This is a genomic window from Streptomyces phyllanthi (assembly GCF_009377205.1).
Classification (GTDB): Bacteria; Actinomycetota; Actinomycetes; order Streptomycetales; family Streptomycetaceae; genus Streptomyces; species Streptomyces phyllanthi.
In genome coordinates this window covers 15,810-35,979 of sequence record NZ_VJZE01000001.1, presented here as the reverse complement: position 1 = coordinate 35,979, position 20,170 = coordinate 15,810, and the positions used below count along the sequence as shown (strand labels likewise).

Here is a 20,170-nt window from a genome sequence, read left to right as displayed (position 1 = left end):
GGCCACCGGCATGGCGACCTGCTCTGTGGGTCCGCGCGGCAACTGCTCATATGGCCGGACGGGAAGAGGGCGGACTCTGAACGAAGGGGTCAGTCAGTGCTGTCGGTGGAGACGAGTACGCGAACGTCCCACGGACCCAGATCCAGGACGGCGCCGGCGGGCACGGCATCGTCGGTCAGGACGTCGGCCAGATCCACCGGGGCCTGGGCGCGTGCGGACTCCCAGCTCCAGTTGTGGACGATGTGGACGCGGCGTCCGTCGGGGGAGACACCGGTCGTGGCGGTCACGGAGGCGGGGAGCCCCTGCCACCCGCTGCGTGTGGCCGGAGTGAGCCAGTCGGCGAGTGTCCGGGCGAGGTCGCGGCCGGGCACGGTGCCCACGCAGGTGATGCGACCGGCGCCGTGCCGACGGGTGGTGACGGCCGGCCAGCGTCCGAAGTGCGGGTGGTCGTAGGAGGCCAGAACGTCGGCGTCAACGGCCGTGAGGCACTCGATCCAGTGCGTCGCGGTCGCGTCCCCGGCCGCCTTGAGCGAGCCGCCAGGCTCGACACGGACCGGCACGTCATGGGTGAGGTTGCTGAACTCGTCGTACCGGACGCCCGCGGCCTCGGTGAGACGGCCGGGGGCCGGTTCGGTGCGGGCGCGGGCCTCGTGGTCGGCGTACGCGGTGCGCGGGCCGAGGACCAGGTGGCCGCCCGCGTGGGCGTAGGCCGCGAGCCAGTCCAGCGTGGCGTCGTCGACCATGTACAGGGCCGGGGCGACGAGGACCGGATGCCGGCGCACGGCCTCATCGGCTGCCATCCCCTCCCGCTGCCCGCTGGGGTCGTGCAGCTGCCGGGCGTGGACGATGCGGACCTGGCGGCCGGCGTCGAAGGCGCCGCGGTAGAAGGGGTCGAAGATGCGGTGGTAGGCCGCCGGGTCGGGTTCACCGTTGGGCTTGGACAGCGGCGGGTACTTCTGCATCAGCCATTTGCTCGGCATCGAGTAGACCATGGTGATGTCGGCGTCCGGGTCCAGCCCGGCGACCAGCGGGCCGGCCTTGTCGAACTCAGCGCCCAGGCGGGCCAGTTCGCCGTACGTGCGGCCGGGCTGACCGCTGTGCGGCAGCACCCCGCCCCAGTAGGTCTCGGCGCCGAAGCGCAGGGTCTGCCACTGCCAGTACTCGATCATCCGGGCGCCGCGCGCCACGTGCGCCCAGGCGGCCTGCCGCCATTGCCCGTCGTAGCCCGGACGGTTGTCCCAGGCGAAGCCGATGGAGTTGGCGTTGGTCTCGGTGACGAGGAACGGCTGCTGCCGGGAGGAGAACATCCAGTCGGCTGTCTGGTACATCGACCACACGCCGGTGGTCTTCCAGACCTGCTCGTGCTCGTCCGGTGTCGGGTCGGGCAGCAGCAGTCCGTCCTGCATGTCGTAGTACGGGTTGCCGGAGGCGATGTCGAGGCGGTCGGACATCTCGTCGTCCTGCACCCCCTGGCGGGTGTAGGAGATACACGTCGTGACGAACTGCCCGTCCTGCGCGTACTCGCGGACGATGTCGGCCTGCCAGCCGATGAACTCCGTGACCTGGCGGGCCTGGAACTCCCGCCAGGCGACGTCGTACTGGGGCTGTTCGTTGCCGTCCGGGGTCCACAGGTCGGCCCAGGTGGACAGGCGGTGCGACCAGTAGACGAGGCCCCATTCGCGGTTGAGGGTCTCGACGTCGCCGTACTTCTCACGCAGGTGGTCGACGAAGCGCTGGAAGACGCCGTGGTTGTGGAAGAGGTGCAGGCCCGGTTCGTTGTCGACCTGCCAGCCGATGACCGCCGGGTGGTCGGCGTACCGGGCGACGATCTTGCGGATCACCCGTTCCGCGTGGAAACGGAAAGCGGGGTGGGTGAAGTCGACCTCCTGGCGGGCGCCCCAGCCGATGCGCTCGCCGGTGCGCCGCTCGCCGGTGATCTCCGGGTACTGGCGGGCCAGCCACGGCGGCACCGCGTAGGTCGGGGTGCCGAGGATGACGGAGATGCCGCGCTCGTGGGCGCCGTCGAGGACGGGTTGCAGCCAGTCGAGGTCGAAGCGGCCGCTCGAAGGCTCCCAGGTCGACCAGACCGACTCGCCCACCCGGATCACGGTGAAGTTCGCCTCGGCCATCAGGTCGAGGTCGGTCTTGAGCCGCTCGTCGGGGCGCAGTTCGGGGTCGTAGGCGGGCGTGTACTCGTGGTAGTACGCGGCGCCGAAGAGGACACGGGCAGGCAGAGCCGCCATGAAGAGAAACCTCCGAGGAGACGGGGAAAGGTAAGGAGGACGCGTGCTACTGCTTGACGCCGCCGGAGGCCAGTCCGCTCTGCCAGTAGCGTTGGAGCATCAGGAAGGCCACGACGAGGGGCAGGATCGAGATCAGGGATCCGGTCACGACGAGCGCGAGCATGTCGCTGCTGGCGCCCGCTCCGCCGTTCTGGGCCTGCGCGGCCCAGGACGAGAGACCGACCGTGATGGGGTACAGGTCCGGATCGTTGAGCATGATCAGCGGCAGGAAGTAGTTGTTCCAGGTCGCTACGAGGGTGAACAGCAGGACGGTCACCAGGCCGGGGCCCAGCAGCCGGAGAACGATCCGGAAGAAGATCCGGGCCTCGCGGGCGCCGTCGATGCGGGCGGCCTCCAGGATGCTGTCCGGTACGGCGTCCTCGGCGTAGACGCGCATCAGGTACAGGCCGAACGGGTTGACGAGGGACGGCAGGATGATCGCCCACGGGGTGTTGACCAGGCCCGCCTTCGCGAAGAGCAGGTACGTGGGGATCGCCAGGGCCGTGGTCGGCACCATGACGGCGCCGAGGACGAGGTTGAAGGCGGCCCGGTTGCCGCGGAAGCGGAACTTGGCGAACCCGTAGCCGCCGGCCGCGGCGAGCAGGGCGGCGCCGACCGCGCTGACGCCGGCATACATGACCGTGTTGAGCAGCCAGCGCAGGAAGACGCCGTCGTCCTGGGTGAAGGTCTCCTTGACGTTCGTCAGGAGCTGCGGGGCGTGGGAGAACCACAGGCCGAAGCTGTTGAACAGGTCCTGGGTGCTCTTGGTCGAGGCGATCAGCAGCCAGAACAGGGGGAGGAGGAAGTAGGCGAGGGCAGCGAGCATCGCGATCGTCAGCGGGGTGCTGCGACGACGTGACGACGGCCGGTGGCGCCTTGTGCGGTCCTTGCCGGCAGTGCGCCCAGCGGTCGGTTCGACGGCGGCCGGGGGAGTGAGGATCGTCACGAGGTACTCCTGCGGTTGGCGGTGAGCAGGACGCCGTAGGAGGCGATCACGATGACGAGGCCGAGGAGGAAGGACACCGTGGCCGCGTAGTTGACCTGCTGGCCGGTGAAGGAGAGGGAGTAGGCGTAGAGGTTGGCGGTGTAGGAGCTGCTGATGACGTCCGGGGCGACGTTCATCAGGAGCTTGGGCTCGTTGAAGAGCTGGAAGCTGCCGATCACGGAGAACAGCAGGGTGAGCAGCAACGCCGGGCGCAGTGCCGGGAGTTTGATGGACCACGCGATACGCCAGGCGCCCGCTCCGTCCACTGCGGCCGCCTCGTACAGCTCGGTGGGAACGGTGCGCAGGGCGGCGTACAGGATGATCATGTTGTAGCCGACGAACTCCCAGGTCACGATGTTCGCCAGGCTGCCGAGCATCCAGCCCTCGCTCAGGAAGTCCGGCACCGGCAGGTCCAGGTCCCGGCTCAGCTGGGCGAACGGGCCGAAGTCCGGGCCGTAGAGGTAACCCCACATGAGGGTGGCGACCACGCTGGGCACGGCGTAGGGCACGAAGATGCCGAGCCGGATCACCCGGGCGAGCCGTAGCAGACCGCTGTCCAGGGCGAGCGCGAACAGCAGCGCCAGCAGCAGCATGACGGGCACCTGGATCAGGAAGAACAGCGCCACCCGTCCGACGCCGTGCAGGAACTGCGAATCGCCGAGGGCCTGGGCGTAGTTGTCGAGTCCCACGAACACCGTGCCGCCGATGAGGCGCTCCTGGAAGAGGCTCAGGTAGGCGGCGTAGCCGAGCGGTGCGAGGAACAGCAACAGGAACAACACCATGAACGGTGCGACGAACAGGGGCCCTGCCGAGATGCGGCGGCTCTTGCCACCGCGCCGGGGGCTTGTCGGCCCGTCTCGGCGCCGGCCCTTGGCAGAGGCCGCGGCTGTGGCAGTCATCATCGGCCCTTTCTGGGGGAGGGGTTGGGCTGAGGTGAGACGGGCGGGTCCCGCGCCGCCGCGCGGGACCCCGCGAACCGTCAGGAGTGGACGGTGAAGCCCTGCTTCTTGGCGTACGTGGTGAGCCGCTGCTGCCAGGTGCCGAGCGCCGCGACCGTGTCGGACTTGTCGGCCAGTGATGTGCCGACCGTCTCGGTCCAGTCGGTCGCCGCCTGGTCGAGGAACGGCGGCCACTGGAAGGAGGGCGAGACGGTGTCTCCGACGTCGGCGAAGACCTGGTTGACCTTCTGGCCGCCATAGAAGGAGGGAGTGTCGCCGGTGAACGACGCGTCGGCGAGCAGGGACTTGGTGGCGGGGAAGAAGAACTGCTCGGTGGCGAACATCTTGGCGCTGGCCGGGTCGCTGTTGAGGAACTGGGCGAACATCGCGGCCGCGATGGGGTTCTTGGTGGAGCGGATGACCGCGGTGGTGGAGCCGCCCCAGTTGCCCGAGCTGGGCTTGGCCGCGTCCCACTGCGGCAGCGGGGCCGCCCGCCACTTGCCGGCGGTGGACTTGGCGGAGCCGGAGAGGAAGACCGGGCCCCAGGCCGCGGTGAGCCAGGTGGCGTACTTGCCCTTGTTGAGGGCCGCGTACCAGGAGTCGGTGAAGTCCGGCTCGACCCCGATGACTCCCTCCTTGGCGAGGCCGCCCCAGTACTCGCCGAGCTTCTTGGAGGCCGCGTCGTCGACGCTGATAGTGATGTCGCTCTTGCCGCTGGTGGCATAGGGCTTCGCGCCCGCCTGCCACAGCAGGCCGTGCCAGGCTGCGGGCTGGTTGGCCGCGAGGTTGGTGAGGTAGACGTCGGGGTCGGCCTTGTGGAGCTTGCGGGCCGCTTCGGCGAACTCGTCCCAGGTCTCCGGCACTTGGATGCCGTGCTTGTCGAAGATGTCCTTGCGGTACAGCATGCCCATCGGGCCGGTGTCCTGCGGGATCGCCCAGACCTCACCGTCGCTGCCGCTGACCTGGCCCCAAGTCCAGTCCACGAAGCGGTCCTTGAGGGCGGACGCGCCGTACGGCCGTAGATCCAGCAGGCTGTCGGTGATGGTGAAGGTCGGGATGGCCTGGTACTCGATCTGCACCATGTCCGGTGCGCCGCTGCCGGCCTTCAGCGCCGTGCGCAGCTTGGTGTACTGCGGGGTGCCCTGACCGGCGTTGACGATCTTGACCTTGATCGCCGGGTACTTCTTCTCGAAGAGGGCGACTTCCTTGGCGATGTTGGGTACCCAGGTCCAGAAGGTCAGCTCGGTCGGCGTCTTCATCGCCTTGTCGATGTCGGCCTGGCCGACCGGCTTGGCGGCGCCGGACGAGCCGCCGGAGTCGCCGCCGCACGCGGTCAGGGCGGCGCCGAGTGAGAGGGCCCCCGTGGCGGTGAGGAAGAGCCGGCGGCTCATCTGGGAAGTGCTGGGTGTGGAGTTGGATGTGCGCATGGTGAACTCCCGCCGAAGACTGAGTGAAGGGCACGCCGGGCGAAGGCGTGCGGAACAAGGGGTGACGAGGGAGAAAGAGGGCTCGGACGCGACGGCCAGGACACTGAGGTCGACAGGGCGTGGGCTTACGTCCTCGGGGCCTTCGACCGCGGGCGTTCCGCTGTTGTCGAGCGGGAAGCCGGTGGCCGGGGAAGGCACGGGATGGAGCGGAGAACTGTTGCGGCGAACCTGGTCAGCGGCAGCCGCAGAAGGGGACGCGTCGCCCGTGTAACGGGGTCTCCGTGAACTGCGCGGACGCGGTCGGGGAAGGGGCGATGGGTGCAGGGACCGGTACGGCGGCTCGCCAGGTGATCCCGTGCCCGGGGCTGAAGGGTCCGGCTGGGGCTGATCTGCTCTGGTCAGTCATGGGCGGACGAACCTCCGTCCAGGGACTGACCGTGCCGGTCCCCGCTCGGGCGAGAGGTGGTACGTCGGCCGCGCCCTCGGGGTGTCTGGAGCGGCGGGGGAGCGGTGGAGGCGCGGACCACGAGGTCCACCGGTGGTTCACTCGCCGGCAAGGGGTCCGCCTGCGGGTTCTCGATGGTGTGTACGAGACGTTTGATGCCCTCCTGCGCCACGACGTCGAAAGGCTGACGCACCGTGGTGAGAGGAGGAGTCACGTAGGCCGCGACGGGGATGTCGTCGAAGCCCACGACGCTGACGTCCTCCGGCACACGTAGGCCGGCCTCCGTCAGGGCCCGGACAAGGCCGATCGCCATGTCGTCGTTGGCGGCGAACACCGCGGTCATGTCGTCGACAGCGGCCAGTTCGCGGCCCGCCGCGTAACCGGAGGCCGCCGACCAGTCGCCCTCGATCACGGGCGGCACCGCCCTGCTCTTTTCGATGAGCACGGACCGCCAGCCCTCCATACGGTCCCGTGCGGAGTACCACTGTTGCGGACCGGCGAGATGATGGACCGTCTGATGTCCCAGGTCCAGCAGATGCTCGGTCGCCGTCTGCGCCATCAGATCGGCACCGACACCGGCGGCCAGCGCCCTGGGTGCGGGGAAGGGCGGCGCCCCCAGAACGAGGACGGGTACGTCGAGACGGTCTGCGAGGACTCCGTCCTGCCCGTCGTCGATCGGCTCGGAGATGACGATGCCGTCCACGCCCTGGTCGAGGAGGGAGTCGACGGCCCCGCCGATTCCCGCTGGGTCTCCCTCCACGGTGTTGACCACCCGCAGGGCGTAACCGGTGTCCCGTACGGCGCGCTCCACCCCCATGATCAATGAGGCGGGCCCGTACAGAGCGGTTCCCAGCGTCACCACACCGATGTGGCGAGTGCGCCCGGAGGCGAGTGCTCGGGCGGCGTTGTTCAACCGGTAGCCGAGCTCTGCGGCGGCTTCCAGAACGCGTCGGCGCACATCGGCGGAGACATACGGCTCGTTGTTGAAGACCCGGGAGACCGTCTTCTGCGAAACACCAGCCAGCTGGGCCACATCCACGCTGCGCGGTGCGCCGGAACTTCCGCCCCGTCCTGCCCCTCGTGCCATGGTGTCTCCCGACGATCGTGATTCGAGGCGGCACCAGCCGAATTCCGTCTGACTGCGCCGTCTGACTGCGTTGCCATGTCTACGCAGTCAGACGAAAGTCGTCAAGTGTTCAGAACACATTCGTCACGTCATACGAACCTGCCGTTCGGCCTGTCGACAACATGCTGGCGGAATGGCAACGAATGAGCCCGAGGTCTTGACCGGCCGTCCTCTGACTGCGTAGACATCTCGACGGGATGTCCCACCCGGGATGACGACGCAGCGCGCTCGTCGGCGACCGCCGCTCGCCCGCCGATCGGAGAGGAAGGTGCCTATCGCTTCTCGACCCGGTGGCTGGTTCTTCTCGAAGTGCCGGCTGCGCCGGTCGGCAGCCCAATGAGTCACTCCGGTCGACGCAGACCGTGACTCCGCTCCGGCCGGCGCGGAGCCACTTCGTGCAGACGTTCCCGTCACCAGGTCAGCAGGAGGCCGGCGAGCCGTTCAGGAGCAGGGCGCGTCAGTGTGCGCCTCGACGTCCTCGATGGTGATGCCGGGGGCGGTCTCGACGAGGGAGGCCGTTCGGGGTGATGTCGGTGACGGCTATGTCGGTGATGATGCGGTGGACGCAGGCCTCGCCGGTGAGCGGCAGGGTGCACTCCTTGCGGATCTTGGCGGTGCCGTCCTTGGCGGTGCGCGCAGTCGCCGAGGAGCTCCAGGCGGGTGACATCAAGGAGGCCTTCCCCATCGATGTCGATTAGTCGATTAGCTGACGAGCCCGCTTCCGCGCGCCTTCCAGTTCCTCGACGCACCGCCGAAACGGTTCGCCAGAACTTAATTCCGAAGCTGCGAGGCCGGCGCGGTGGCGCTGGACTCGTCGACGGGACTTCCTCTCGGTGCGCCAGGGCAGCTGTTCTCCCAGCCCCTTGTCCAGGCGACCGATGGTGAAGAGTTCATGATGGACGCCCTGTTGGGGGACGGTTCGCTGTGGTCACCTTCACGGCGTACGAGTGGGCGGACCACCTGGAGGTGCCCGATCACCCGCTCGTCAGCCCAAGAGGATCGACGTCCGCGCCGCGCTGGCGGACGCCGACGGATCGGTTGTCGCGCGGTCGTCGACACCACCGGAATCCTGAGCGGCTGGGCTCAGCAGCTACCGGCCGGAGTGGCTGTACTCCGTCCCGACAAGGCTGTGTACGGGACCTCGGGCAATCCGGCCGAGCTCGAACAGCTCCTGGGGCGGCTCCGAGCGGACTTCGCTGTCCGGGAGGGGCGGCCGGCGTGGACGATGACTGCCTGACTGGGAATTCGGTCGACTGGACCGCAGCAACAGTCGTACAGGCCCCGCCCGTTCGCCACGGGCGGGGCCTGTGTCGTACCGCAGGGAGACGTCGTCGCGCGGACCTCGCTTGACCTTCTCATTGATGTGAAGCTCTAGGTTCGGATCATGCGGCTCCGCGGCCCTCCAGGCCCGGACCCCGGTACGACGTCCGGGGCGCGCCGCCTGGCCTGACCGCTCCCGGCCCAGAGGTACAGCCCGTGTCCCCGATGCCCGATGCTCCGGTGCTTTCCCTGCTCGACAACGCCCCCATCCGCCGCGGGTACACCGCGCAGGACGCCCTGACGGACACCCTCACGCTCGCCGCTCACGCCGAGCGTCTCGGCTTCCACCGTTACTGGCTGGCCGAGCACCACAACTTCGAGACGATGGCGAGTTCCGCGAACATCGTCCTGGCCGGAGCAGTCGCAGCCGCGACCGAGACGATAGGGATAGGCACGGCCAGCCTCAACCTGTCCAACTACGCCCCGCTTGTCGTCGCCGAGCAGATCGGAACCCTCGACGCGCTGCACCCCGGTCGCTTCGCCCTCGGACTGGGCCGTGCTCCGGGCGCGGATCCGTGGACGGCAGCCGCTATCCGGCGCGGTCGCACCGACGGCGCGGACTTCGCGGAGCTGCTCGACGAGCTTCTCTCCTATCTACACGGCACCGACCCTCGAGTGCACGCGGTGCCGGGGGAGGGGAGCCGAGTTCCGATCCACTTCCTCGGCTCCGGCCTCTACAGCGCTCGCCTCGCCGCCCATCTGGGCTTGCCCTTCGGCTTCGCCGGCCATTTCGCACCGGCCCGGCTCCAGGAGGCGATGGACCTGTACCACTCCACCTTCCAGCCATCGGAGGTGCTGTCCGAGCCCTACGCGATGGTCTCGGCCCATGCCGTCCTCGCAGACACAGACGCGGAAGCCGCCCACCTCTTCACCTCGGTCCAGCAGAGGTTCCTCCATGCTGTGCAAGGCCCCATGCGCCCGGTCGACCCGCCGGTCGATGACATGGATCCGTTGTGGAGCCCGGAGGAGGCCGCGGCGGTAGGCGAACTGCTGGCCGAGTCGTACGTCGGTACGCCCGACACCGTACGGCCGCAGTTGGAGGATCTGGTCGCCTGTACCGGGGCTCGCGAGCTGATCCTCATGTCCGAGCCGTACGACCCGCGGGCGCGGGCACGCTCGTACGAGCTGATCGCCGGCCTGTGGGCCGACTGACGACGCACCTCTGCCGTCCCTTGGCAGCGGAGCCGGGCGTTTGCAGCGTGATCTGGGTCGACTGGCCACCCATAGGTGCAGCAAGGACGGTGCCGACGATGATGAATGCATATCGCCGTGGGGTTCCGCCACGGTGGCGGTCTCCCGCTGGGGCTGAATGCAACCGTGGTGGGGGAAGGGACCGAACACGAGAGCCACAACGGCAACGGCTGCCTACCCGACCACCGGACCGGAACGGGGCGCCCCCTCCGGGGAATTCGAGAAGGAGCGCTGCCGTTCTGAGCCCGCCCCGTAGGGGCGAGCTACCCATTGCGTCGACGGGAACCAGCACGTCGGGCCTGGCCACGAGGCCGGCGTGGCAGTGTGTCTTACGAGCCTCGCCCCTCTCAGGCGGCTACGACCTGCTCCTGCAGATCTTCGCTCCGGGCCGCCTGGGACAGGTAGGTGCGAATGGCGTCGCGGTTGCGGGTCAGCGTCTCGATGCGCTGCTCGATCTCACTGAGCTCCCGGGCCAGGCTGGCTGCCACCCAGTCGTCGACCACCGGGCGCATCGTCGGTCCTGAGCCGGTGAAGCACGGCAGGAGCTCGCGGATGACCTCAGTGCTCAGCCCTGCCTTGAGCAGGTCACGAACCTGCTCGACCCGCTGCACAGCGTGCTCGTGGAAGTCGCGGTAGCCGTTGGGCAGCCGACTGGGGTGGAGCAGCCCCTGCTGTTCGTAGTAGCGGAGCAGACGCGTGCTGACGCCTGTCCGGCGAGACAGCTCTCCGATCCTCACCTTGACCTACCTCGTATGGCTTGAGCCCAACCTTGACATCGATGTGCAAGTTTACCGGGATGGTGCAGGCCGAGAAGCTGGTGCGTCTGGGCGCGGCAGGAGTGTCTCGTCAGTCAGCCCAAAGCTCGGCGAGTAGTGCATAACTGCGCAGGCGGGCCTCGAAGTCCCATGTCTCCGTCTGGACGATCAACTCGTCCGCGCCGGTGCGCTTGACGATGTCCCTCAGCTGGGTCCGTACGGTATGAGGCGAACCCACCGCGGACACGCGCAGCATCGCGCTGACAGTCGCCTTCTCATGCGGGTTCCACAACCGGGACATGTCGTCCACCGGGGGCAGGAACTCCACGCCGCCGCGGCCATGGGTGAGGAACTTCTGCTGCAGCGTGGTGAATAGACGCCGCGCTTCCCGGTCGGTGTCGGCGACGAGGGCGTTCACACCGACGATCGCGTGCGGCTTCTCCAACTGCTCGGAGGGGCGGAAGTGGTCGCGGTAGGCCTCGAGCGCCATCAGCGGCTGATCGGGCGCGAAGTGTGAGGCGAAGGCGAACGGCAGACCCTCCTGCGCTGCGAGCGCGGCGCCGAAGGTGGACGAGCCGAGGATGTAGAGGGGGACGTGGGTGCCCTCGCCGGGGATGGCCCGTACCCGCTGGGTCGGTGTGGCTGTGCCCAAGTAACGGCGCACCTCAGTGACTTGCGCGGGGAAGTCCTTGCCGCTGGTCTCGCCGCGACGCAGCGCCCGTGCGGTCCACGGGTCGGTTCCCCGAGCACGTCCCAGGCCCAGGTCGATGCGGCCCGGGTGGAGGCTCTCAAGGGTGCCGAACTGCTCGGCGACCACGTAGGGCGCGTGGTTGGGGAGCATGATGCCGCCCGAGCCGACACGGATGTGGGAGGTGACGGCGGCGACCTGGCCGATGAGCAAGGAGGTGGCGGAGGAGGCGACCGCGGGCATGTTGTGGTGCTCGGCGATCCAATAGCGGTGGTATCCCATCTCCTCTGTTCCGCGCCCCAGCGCTATGGTCTCGCGCAGGGTCTCGGCTGCGGTCCCGTTCTTCCGGATGGGGGCGACGTCGAGGACGGACAGATTGACGTCAGGGGTCTTCGTCATGAGGAACATGCCCTTCGTGGTGCGTGTTCAGGGGCGAATGATGGCCACCGTAGGCATTCACATCGATGTCAAGGTCAAGCGAAGGGCCAGTGAGGTGGGCCACGCAGACGCCTTCCCCGCCGTGCTCTATTGCTCTATGGGCGGGGCACTGGCCCCTGAGGGGCCGGCTCGGTTACCTGCCGTGCTCCGGCCAACTCACTCGAACATTGATGCGGCAACATCAAATGCGGGTGCGGCAAGCGGTACTTCGGCCCAGATGGTCTTGCCGTCAGCGGTATAGCGAGTGCCCCATCGGCCCGTGAACTGGGCTACCAGGAAGAGCCCGCGACCACCCTCGTCGAAGAGGCCGGCCCGCCGGAGATGCGGGGAGGTGTGCCCGCCGTCCGAGACCTCACAGATCAAGGTGTGGCCCTGGTCCCACAGCAGGCGCAGCCGGACGGGGGCACCTCCGTAGCGGATCGCGTTGGTGACCAGCTCGCTGACGACCAATTCGACGACGAAGGCCACGTCGTCGAGCCCCCAGCGCGTCAGCTGTCGCGAGACCTGTCCACGCGCTCCAGCCACCTCTGCGGGGTCGGCCGGGACAGCCCAGCTCGCCATGGCTCGCTCGGCGAGTGTGTGTACGCGGACCAGCAGCAACGCCGCATCGTCCCGAGCGGGACCGGTCGGTGCTGTGCGCGAGGCGATCTGCTCACAGGCACGTGGCAGGGACAGCTTCGGCTGTCGTAGAACCTGGCATACGTCCGTCACGCCGGCCATGGGGTCACCGTCGCCCTGCTGAACAAGCCCGTCAGTGAACAGGGCCAGGACGCTTCCCTCAGGCAGGTCGAGCTCGGTGACCTCGAAGGGCAGCCCTCCGAGGCCCAGGGGAGGCCCTACGGCCATAGCGAGAGGCTCGGATGTTCCGTCGGGCCGGGCCACCACCGGAGGCAGGTGGCCCGCGCTCGCCAGGGAGCACCGGCCGGAAGCCGGGTCGTACACGGCGTACAGACATCGAGCCCCTGTAGCCGGATCCTCGTCGGCAGCAGGCTGGGCCGGGTGAATTCCGGTGCGGGCCTGAGCGACCAGGTCGTCCAGCCGCGCCAACAGCTCGCCGGGGTCGAGATCGAGAGCAGCCAGAGCGCTCACGGTCGTGCGCAGTCGGCCCATGGTGGCGGCGGCGTTCACGCCGTGGCCCACGACGTCTCCCACCACGAGTCCCACCCGGGCTCCCGAAAGGGGAATCACGTCGTACCAGTCGCCGCCGACACCCTTGGGGCCTGACGCCGGAGCGTAGTGGTGAGCGACCTCTACGCCGGTAGGCGCCGGCAGCGCGGGTGGAAGAAGGGTGCGCTGGAGCGTGAGCGCGGTTTTGTGCTCGCGTGCGTAGCGGTGCGCGTTGTCGATGCAGACGGCCGTGTGCGACACCAGCTCTGCGGCAAGGGCATGGTCCGCTTCGTCGAACGGGTCTCTGGACGCGGAGCGCAGGAACGTCACCTGACCCAACAGCGCTGCCCCCGCCCGCAAGGGAAGCGTCAAACGCATCCAGCTTCCGGTGCTTGCGGGGGTGTATGAGGGGAGGACCGCGGCGCTGTCGGCGGCACGCTCGGCGACCGTGCGCAGCGCCCGGGGGAACTCGGTGAGGGCAGCCGACGGTTGGTCTGCCGCCAGCACGCATTCGGCGACCTCGACCCGGGCGCTGTCGGAGAACTCCGGGACCACCAGGGCGGCCAGGTCGTCTGCCGTCTGTTCGACGTTCAGGCTGAGCCCGATCGTGCTGGCTCGGCTGAGCAGAGCGAGCCGTCGGTGGGTTTCGTACCGCTCGGTGATGTCGAACGCGCTTTCACACACACCGAGTGCGCGTCCCTCGCTGTCCTCGAGCCGGAAGTACGAGCAGGACCAGACGCGTTGATGAGTCGGGTCGCCGCGCAAGGGACTGCGAAAGTGGACGTCGAAGAGTGGCTTTCCCGTGAGCAACACCTGCTCGACCACGTTCTCCAACGAGTCGGGGTGGGCGGGGGAGAGCACCTCGCCGCCGGGAAGCATGTCCCTGACGTGCTTCCCGACCCATTCTTCCGGCGTGCCCATCTGTGCGTCCAACGCGGCGTTCACCCAGCTCACACGGCCGTCGGGCCCGTACACCGTCAGGATGATGGGGGACTGGGTGAACAAGCCGTGGAGCATGGCCTGGTCGGTGACCCAGTGTTTCAAGCGGGCCTCTGGCACCAGCGTCACCAGCCAGACCAGCCCGGCATCCGGGGATTCCAACGGGGACGCATGCAGCGCCGTACGCACCGTCCCGCCGTCGCGGTGGCGCAGCGAATACGCCTTGGTCAAAGGTCCTGGAGGCTCGGCGGCGATGAGCGGACCCGGCCACGTGCTTTCGGAGTCGAACAAAATGTCCTGGACAGACCGTTCCACGACCTCCTCGGCACTGAAGCCGTACGCCGAACGCGCGGCGTCATTCCACGCGAGAACTGCACCATGGCGATCGAGCACGACTGTGGCTGCCGTACGCGCGTCGAACGGGTCGCCTGGCGCGTCGGCCTCCGGTATACGGGCTGTCGCCATGGGAGTCCTGTCGTGGGTCCGTGCCCCTGTCAGCAGATTACTCGCCGCCTGTCGCCTTGCCAGCTGGGTTCGAAGGGCCGACGAGGCCCGCCAGGGCCCGGCCCGCCGAAGCGGGCGCCGTACGTGGAGAGTGGGAACCGCCCGTATCGCGTTGTTGACGCGGAGCCACTGGCCGAGATCGCCATGGTGCCGAGCGACAAGCTGAAAGGTGTACTCGGCGAGCCGTCCGGCGTCAAGGCGTTCATGGCAAACAGGTATCCGACCTGCTGTGGGCTTGGATCTTCGCGTGGCTGATGCTGCGGCTCAGGAACCCCGCCCTCGCGGCGGCAAGCGTTTCCCGTCGCCAGGAGGTAGATGCGTTTGCCCAGGTCAAACGACCCGCGCTGAAGAACTGCGCCCCAACCGTTCCCTGAAGTATTGACGCTCGTCACCTGTAGGGGTACTAATGCCGTAGTTGAGTTGTTCGAGCGCCCAACTAAGTCGAACGGTCAACGCGGATTTCGGCCGTTCCTGTTGGGCGCATGCGGCTCTCGGCGTGCGCGTTCTGGCTCCCCTCGCGGTCCATGCCACCTCTCCCCCCATCGCGAATGCTCACGCTTTGATCTTCGAGGAGACATAAATGCCCACCATCCACTACATATGTCCGGACGGCACGCGCCGCGACGTCGAAGCAGCTGCTGGCCTGTCGGTCATGGAGGCGGCCGTCAAGCAGGGCGTCCCCGGACTGATCGCCGAATGCGGCGGTGCCGCTGCCTGCGCGACCTGCCACGTCTACGTCGATGAGAAGTTCGCCGCAGCCGTCGGCGAAGCTGACGACATCGAGGCGGAGATGCTGGACGACGCGATGGCGGAGCGGCGGCCGACGAGCCGTCTCGCGTGTCAGATCGAGATCGGTGACGCTCTCGATGGCATGGAGATCGAGATTGCGGCGGTCCAGTGAGCTCGGGCCTGCTGGTCGTCGGAGGCGGCCAGGCCGCGGTGCAGGTGGCGTGTTCCCTGCGTGAGTCTGGATGGCAGTCCCCGATCACCATCGTGGGTGAGGAGGTGGCACTCCCGTATCAGCGGCCTCCGCTGTCGAAGGCGTTCCTCGCGGGCAAGGCGGACGCCGACAGCCTGGCGCTGCGCTCCGACGACTACTTCGCCCGAGAGGGCATTGAAGTCGTCCGCGGTGCACGCGTGACCCAGGTGACTGCCCCGGGCGCCGACGGAACAGCCCCCGGTGTGGCGGTCACGAGCGGGGGGCGCGCGTTCGAGTTCGCTCACCTCGCTCTCACGGTGGGCGCCAGCCCACGCCGGCTGAGTCTGTCCGGCTCCGACCTCCTGGGGATCAGCTACCTCAGGGACCTCTCCGATGCCGAGACCCTCAAGCGGGACCTCGCCGTGGCCAAGAGCGTCGTCGTCATCGGCGGTGGGTTCATCGGCCTCGAGGCTGCCGCAGTGGCACGGGCCCGAGGCCTTCACGTGACCGTGCTGGAGGCCGCGGACCGGCTCATCGGTCGCGTTGTCGCGCCGGTCGTCTCGGAGTTCTACCGGGAGGCCCACGAGCGGCGTGGAACCAAGGTTCGGCTGGGTGCCTCGGTGGTCGGATTCGAGGGACGTGAGGGGCGTGTGACGGCGGTCGAGCTCGCCGACGGTACGACGGTGCCCGCGGACCTCGTCGTGGTGGGCATCGGTGTGGTGCCACGTCTGGCGCTTGCCGAACAGCTCGGGCTGGAATGCGACAACGGGATCGTCGTCGACGAGTACGCGCGGACGAGTCACCCCGCGGTCGTCGCGGCCGGTGACTGCACCACGACGTCGCATCCGTTCGCCGGTGGCGCGCGCGTGCGTCTCGAATCCGTCCAGAACGCGGTCGACCAGGCGAAGTGCGCCGCCGCGACGATCGCTGGACGAGCCGAGCCGTACACCTCGGTTCCCTGGTTCTGGTCCGACCAGGACACCCTCAAGCTGCAGATCGCCGGCCTTTCCTCCGGATTCGACACCGCACTCGTGCGTGGGCGACCCGAAGAAGAGAAGTTCTCGGTGCTCTATTACCGCGATGGTCAGCTCCTCGCGGTGGACGCCGTCAACTCTCCGCGCGACTACATGGCTGTCCGTCGGGCCCTCGCCGCCGGACGAACGATCGATCCGGAGCGGGTCACAGACATGTCGACGGCGTTGACGCCGGTCTGACACCCCTCTGAGCGGAGGCAGTGCGCCTCTGCGTGATCGACAGCAGAAACAGAGCGTCAGCTTTGACGCAGTCAGGGCGACCCCACATTCCCAGTCGGGCGATTCCAGGGCGCAGTAGGCCCCCTTTCATCTGGAGGTACCACCATGTCCACGTCTTCGAAGTTCGACCACGCGGTCGTCATCGGGGCCAGCATCGCGGGCCTGCTCGCCGCCGGCGCAGCCAGCAAGTCCTTTGAGAAGGTGACCGTCCTCGAGCGGGACACGCTCGAGGACAAGGCTGAACCGCGCAAAGGCGTTCCCCAGGGCGCCCAGATCCACGCTCTTCTCCCCGCCGGGCTGAAGCGCATGCAGGCCGTGCTCCCCGGTCTCCGCGAGGACCTCCTCGCGGAGGGTGGTGCCCCCTTCGACGAGGCGGCCAGTGTGGTTGCCCTGACGGGCGCCGGCTGGCGCCTCCGGGTGCCGGGTCAGGAGTGGGTGGCCACCCGTCGTCCCCTGCTTGAGCTGGTCATCCGCCGGCGGGTACAGGCTCTTCCCAATGTCGAGATCGTGCACGCCTCCGTCGCCGGTCTTGAGGTGACGGAAGACCGCAGCAAGGTCACGGGGGTCACTCTCCGGGACGGCTCGTCCCTCGACGCCGATCTCGTCATCAACGCCACCGGTCGGCGCACCAAGGCCCCGGACTGGCTGGCGGCCCACGGGGTCGAGGCTCCGGCCGAGTCCTTCGTCAACGCCTACACGGGATACGCGACACAGTTCGTCCGGCTGCCCGACGACGCGCTGAAGCACGGGGTCATCGGACTCGGCGCGCTGCCGTGGCCGGGCGAGCACCGGGGCATCGCGCTGTTCCCCGCCGACAACGGCACCCACGCGCTCACGGCCGTGGGCATGATGCGCGACTACCCGCCGCGTGACCGCGAGGGCGTCATCGAGTTCCTCTCCGAGAGCACGACCCCGCTGTCGGCCGAGATCGCCCGCAAGGCGGAGCCGGTGAGCGACGTCAACACGTACCACATCGACGGTTCCCTGCTTCGCCGCTGGAACCTCGTCCCGAACATGCCCGACAGGTTCCTGGCCGTCGGTGACTCGGCAGCGTCGATGAACCCCATCTACGGACAGGGCATGAGCTTGTCCGCAGCCGCTGCTGTCCTCGTGATGGAGCACCTGGCCGCCGCCGACGACCTCGACGGCGTCGCCCGAGCGATCCAGAACGACCTGGCGCCGATCCTCGACGGAGCCTTCGGTCTCGCCGGCTCCACCGACGCGTGCTTCGAGGGCGCCGAGTGGAGTGACGACTTCACCCCGATGTCCGAGCAGGACGCGGCGCGAGGCCTCGCCATGGAGGTGCTCTCCACCCAGCGCCCGGACGTCTCCTCCACGGTCAACGACGCCCTGTACGACCTGCGGCCCGAGGACCTCGAAACCGAGGAGTTCATCGCCCTGTGCGACAAGTGGATCGCCGAAGGCAACGAGATCCCGCCGGTCGACCGGGAGCACTACCCCACCTCCGTGACGCCCCTCGACGGCACGGCGTGACGGCCAGGTCGAACCAGCTCAGGCGTACCGCACTCACGGAAACGGAACGACGATGACGACAGGCGCTGAGAACGCAACAGGCGACATCTTCAAAGACTTCGATCACTACAACCCACACATCGGCCCGGACGGCTCCCCGAGCGACTACATCGAGGCCATCCGCAACCAGGTCGCGGCCGGTCAGCGAATCGGCCGGAGCGAGATGTACGGGGGCTTCTGGGTCGCCGGCGGCTACGCCGAATGCCAGGACATCCTCAAGGACACCAAGACGTTCTCCAACAAGGGGAACATCTTCCCGAAGTACGAGACCGGCGACGCCATCCTCATGATGGCGGAGCAGGACGACCCCGATCACCGCAAGTACCGTCAGATGGTGGCCGGGCCGTTCAACCCCATGCGGGCCCGGGCGCTCACCGACCAGGTGCGCGAGCACGCCAACCGTCTCATCGACCGGTTCATCGGGCAGGGCGAGGTCAACGTCTCACAGGGACTGGCCAACGAACTGCCGGGTCAGTTCACCGCGGCGTTCCTCGGACTGCCCGCCGAAGACGGCGACATGTACCGGGACTGGGTCGAGGCGATGGCGCGCGGACACCTCACCGATCCCGAGGGCGCCAAGCGCAAGGTGGCCGACATGACGGCCTACGTGCAGAACGTGATCGACGAGCGCCGCCGGAAGCCCGGGGGAACCGACGTGTTCTCGACGATCATCGACACCGAGTTCGAGGGCGAGCGCCTCACGGACTGGGAGCTGCTCAGCTTCTTCACGATCCTGCTCATCGGCGGTCTCGAGAACACCTCGCGGATCATCTCGGGGTCCATCTGGAGGCTGAGCTGGGACCTCGACCTGCGACGGCGCCTGCTGGCCAAGCCCTCTCTCGTCGCCGGTGCGGTCGAGGAGATCATGCGGCTCTACACCGGCCCCGCCCCGTGCCGGCTCGTCACCGAGGACATCGAGTTCCACGGGATCGCGATGAAGAAGGGCGACACGGTCATGACCCTCTCGGGGGTTGCGAACCGGGACCCCGAGGTCTTCCCCAACCCCGACTACCTCATCCCCGACCGGTCGCCGAACCCCCACCTGTCCCTGGGACAGGGCGTCCACCGGTGCCTCGGCGCCCATCTGGTCCGGGTCGAGGCGAAGGTCGCCGTGGAGGAGTTCCTCAAGCGGGTCCCCGAGTTCCAGCTGGACAAGCGCGAGGGCAAGGAAGTCACCTGGGAGGGCGGTCAGGCGGCCGGCTTCACCAGCGTGCCGATCGTCTTCGAGCCTCAGCAGGCTGCTGGTTGAGATCGGAGGGACCATGCCTGACGCGACTCTGAATCTGCGATGCCCCTGCGGCGTGCTTCTCACGGGTGAGGGCGAAGACGGCCTGGTCGAGGTGGCTCAGGAGCATCTACGGGCGGTCCATCCGGACCTCGCCGACACGTATGGCAGGGACGAGATTCTCGTCTTCGCCTACTAGAAGGCAGTCGGCATTGCAAAGGCCGGTTCACGGCGCGTACCGCTTCGTGAACCGGCCTCGACTCGTGGGTGACGCCAGGCAGTCAGCCCCCATGGCCGCTGGGCAGGGGGGCGCGCGTTTGGGCGAGGGTCAGGATCATCTTCGCGATTCCTGTGATGTCCTCGGCGTCGACGTAGCTGTCACCAGCGCAGAGCATGCCGAACTGAACTCCGTCGCAAATGATCAGAATCAACTTGGCGAGATACCGGAAATCAGCGTCACGCTCATTCTCGCGGGCCGCCCTTTCCAGGGACGAGGAGATTTGGGAAAGCAAGCGCTCGTAGAGGTCTGCGGCCTCGCTCTCCGTGGCCTCGTTCCGCATGCTCCAGAGGAGAATGTCGAACTGGGCGAACGTCAGCGAGCGGTCGACGTTTCGGTAACCACCGAGGAGCTCATTGACGGCCTCCAGCAGACCAGAACCGGTTGGAATGCGGGCTTCGTCGAAAATCTCGTCAGTGATGGTTGTCGACCAGCGGAGCAATTCGGCGAAAAGTGCGTCTTTGCTACCGAAAGCGTAGTGAAGAATTGCTTGCGGAGCCCCGGCTTCGGTGGTGATGGCTCGTGTTGTGGCGCCGTTGACCCCTTGGCGACTGATCACGCGTGAGGCGGCCTGGATGAGCTGGATACGTCGCTCGTCTGCTGGAACGTGAGCCATTTTTCTCCCTCGGGGAAATTTGCGAATTCGAGTTTATCGCACGACTTGGTCACGGCAAAGGTCGTCCCCCGGCCGTTGGTGCCGGTCGGGGGTGGGCCGGGTGACCTGAGGCGACTCCTGGTCGACGGCGGATCGCGCGTCTCGTCCCGTACGCGTCGACTGTGCGGCGGTCGACCCCGAGCGCTTGACGCGCACCGTTAGG

At 68.0% G+C, this 20,170-nt stretch carries 15 protein-coding genes and 1 pseudogene; 6 read left to right on the top strand and 10 right to left on the bottom strand.

Going from position 1 to position 20,170, the window contains the following annotated elements; genetic code table 11:
* Window positions 1-89 precede the first annotated feature (89 nt).
* From FNH04_RS00145 to FNH04_RS47115, 6 genes and pseudogenes are all read right to left on the bottom strand, one after another.
* Window positions 90-2,243, bottom strand: coding sequence for a beta-galactosidase (locus FNH04_RS00145; protein ID WP_152779109.1), 2,154 nt, complete (start codon window positions 2,241-2,243; stop codon window positions 90-92).
* A gap of 46 nt (window positions 2,244-2,289) precedes the next feature.
* Window positions 2,290-3,228, bottom strand: a complete 939-nt coding sequence (locus FNH04_RS00140) for a carbohydrate ABC transporter permease (protein WP_322722127.1) — start codon at window positions 3,226-3,228, stop codon at window positions 2,290-2,292.
* Entirely contained in the window at window positions 3,225-4,166 is a 942-nt protein-coding gene (locus FNH04_RS00135; protein WP_386573475.1) for a carbohydrate ABC transporter permease, read from the bottom strand. Before FNH04_RS00135 ends, FNH04_RS00140 begins: the two co-directional genes overlap by 4 nt.
* Before the next feature lie 80 nt (window positions 4,167-4,246).
* Window positions 4,247-5,632 (bottom strand): ABC transporter substrate-binding protein, encoded by a 1,386-nt coding sequence (locus tag FNH04_RS00130; RefSeq protein ID WP_152779108.1) that lies wholly within the window; start codon window positions 5,630-5,632, stop codon window positions 4,247-4,249.
* Window positions 5,633-6,030: 398 nt separating this feature from the next.
* Window positions 6,031-7,116: a LacI family DNA-binding transcriptional regulator gene (locus tag FNH04_RS00125; protein ID WP_322722180.1), complete on the bottom strand. Its 1,086-nt coding sequence runs from the start codon at window positions 7,114-7,116 to the stop codon at window positions 6,031-6,033.
* A 528-nt stretch (window positions 7,117-7,644) separates the two neighbouring features.
* Window positions 7,645-7,834 (bottom strand): annotated as a pseudogene (locus FNH04_RS47115) (CoA-transferase); the annotation flags it as partial.
* 854 nt (window positions 7,835-8,688) lie between these two features.
* Here FNH04_RS47115 and FNH04_RS00115 point away from each other — a divergent pair.
* On the top strand, window positions 8,689-9,675 hold the full coding sequence (locus FNH04_RS00115; protein WP_152779157.1) for an LLM class flavin-dependent oxidoreductase: 987 nt from the start codon (window positions 8,689-8,691) through the stop codon (window positions 9,673-9,675).
* Between the two features lie 386 nt (window positions 9,676-10,061).
* Here FNH04_RS00115 and FNH04_RS00110 read toward each other — a convergent pair whose 3' ends face one another.
* The 3 genes from FNH04_RS00110 to FNH04_RS00100 form a co-directional block, all read right to left on the bottom strand.
* Window positions 10,062-10,451 carry a MerR family transcriptional regulator gene (locus tag FNH04_RS00110; protein ID WP_322722123.1) on the bottom strand — a complete coding sequence of 130 codons (390 nt, stop codon included), beginning with the start codon at window positions 10,449-10,451 and terminating at the stop codon, window positions 10,062-10,064.
* A 109-nt stretch (window positions 10,452-10,560) separates the two neighbouring features.
* Window positions 10,561-11,556, bottom strand: coding sequence for an LLM class flavin-dependent oxidoreductase (locus FNH04_RS00105; RefSeq protein ID WP_228030916.1), 996 nt, complete (start codon window positions 11,554-11,556; stop codon window positions 10,561-10,563).
* 195 nt (window positions 11,557-11,751) lie between these two features.
* Window positions 11,752-14,106, bottom strand: a complete 2,355-nt coding sequence (locus FNH04_RS00100) for a SpoIIE family protein phosphatase (RefSeq protein WP_152779105.1) — start codon at window positions 14,104-14,106, stop codon at window positions 11,752-11,754.
* 619 nt (window positions 14,107-14,725) lie between these two features.
* Here FNH04_RS00100 and FNH04_RS00095 point away from each other — a divergent pair.
* The 5 genes from FNH04_RS00095 (at window position 14,726) to FNH04_RS00075 (ending at window position 19,274) form a co-directional block, all read left to right on the top strand.
* Complete coding sequence (locus tag FNH04_RS00095; protein ID WP_152779104.1) at window positions 14,726-15,046, top strand: 2Fe-2S iron-sulfur cluster-binding protein; 321 nt, start codon at window positions 14,726-14,728, stop codon at window positions 15,044-15,046.
* Window positions 15,043-16,278 carry an NAD(P)/FAD-dependent oxidoreductase gene (locus FNH04_RS00090; protein ID WP_322722119.1) on the top strand — a complete coding sequence of 412 codons (1,236 nt, stop codon included), beginning with the start codon at window positions 15,043-15,045 and terminating at the stop codon, window positions 16,276-16,278. The genes FNH04_RS00095 and FNH04_RS00090 overlap by 4 nt, the downstream gene beginning before the upstream one ends.
* Before the next feature lie 144 nt (window positions 16,279-16,422).
* Window positions 16,423-17,811: an FAD-dependent oxidoreductase gene (locus FNH04_RS00085; RefSeq protein WP_152779103.1), complete on the top strand. Its 1,389-nt coding sequence runs from the start codon at window positions 16,423-16,425 to the stop codon at window positions 17,809-17,811.
* 52 nt (window positions 17,812-17,863) lie between these two features.
* Complete coding sequence (locus FNH04_RS00080; RefSeq protein ID WP_152779102.1) at window positions 17,864-19,099, top strand: cytochrome P450; 1,236 nt, start codon at window positions 17,864-17,866, stop codon at window positions 19,097-19,099.
* 13 nt (window positions 19,100-19,112) lie between these two features.
* Window positions 19,113-19,274 (top strand): DUF1059 domain-containing protein, encoded by a 162-nt coding sequence (locus FNH04_RS00075; protein ID WP_152779101.1) that lies wholly within the window; start codon window positions 19,113-19,115, stop codon window positions 19,272-19,274.
* An 82-nt stretch (window positions 19,275-19,356) separates the two neighbouring features.
* On the opposite strand, the gene FNH04_RS00070 is transcribed toward FNH04_RS00075, so the two are convergent.
* Entirely contained in the window at window positions 19,357-19,968 is a 612-nt protein-coding gene (locus FNH04_RS00070; RefSeq protein ID WP_152779100.1) for a TetR/AcrR family transcriptional regulator, read from the bottom strand.
* Window positions 19,969-20,170: the final 202 nt, after the last annotated feature.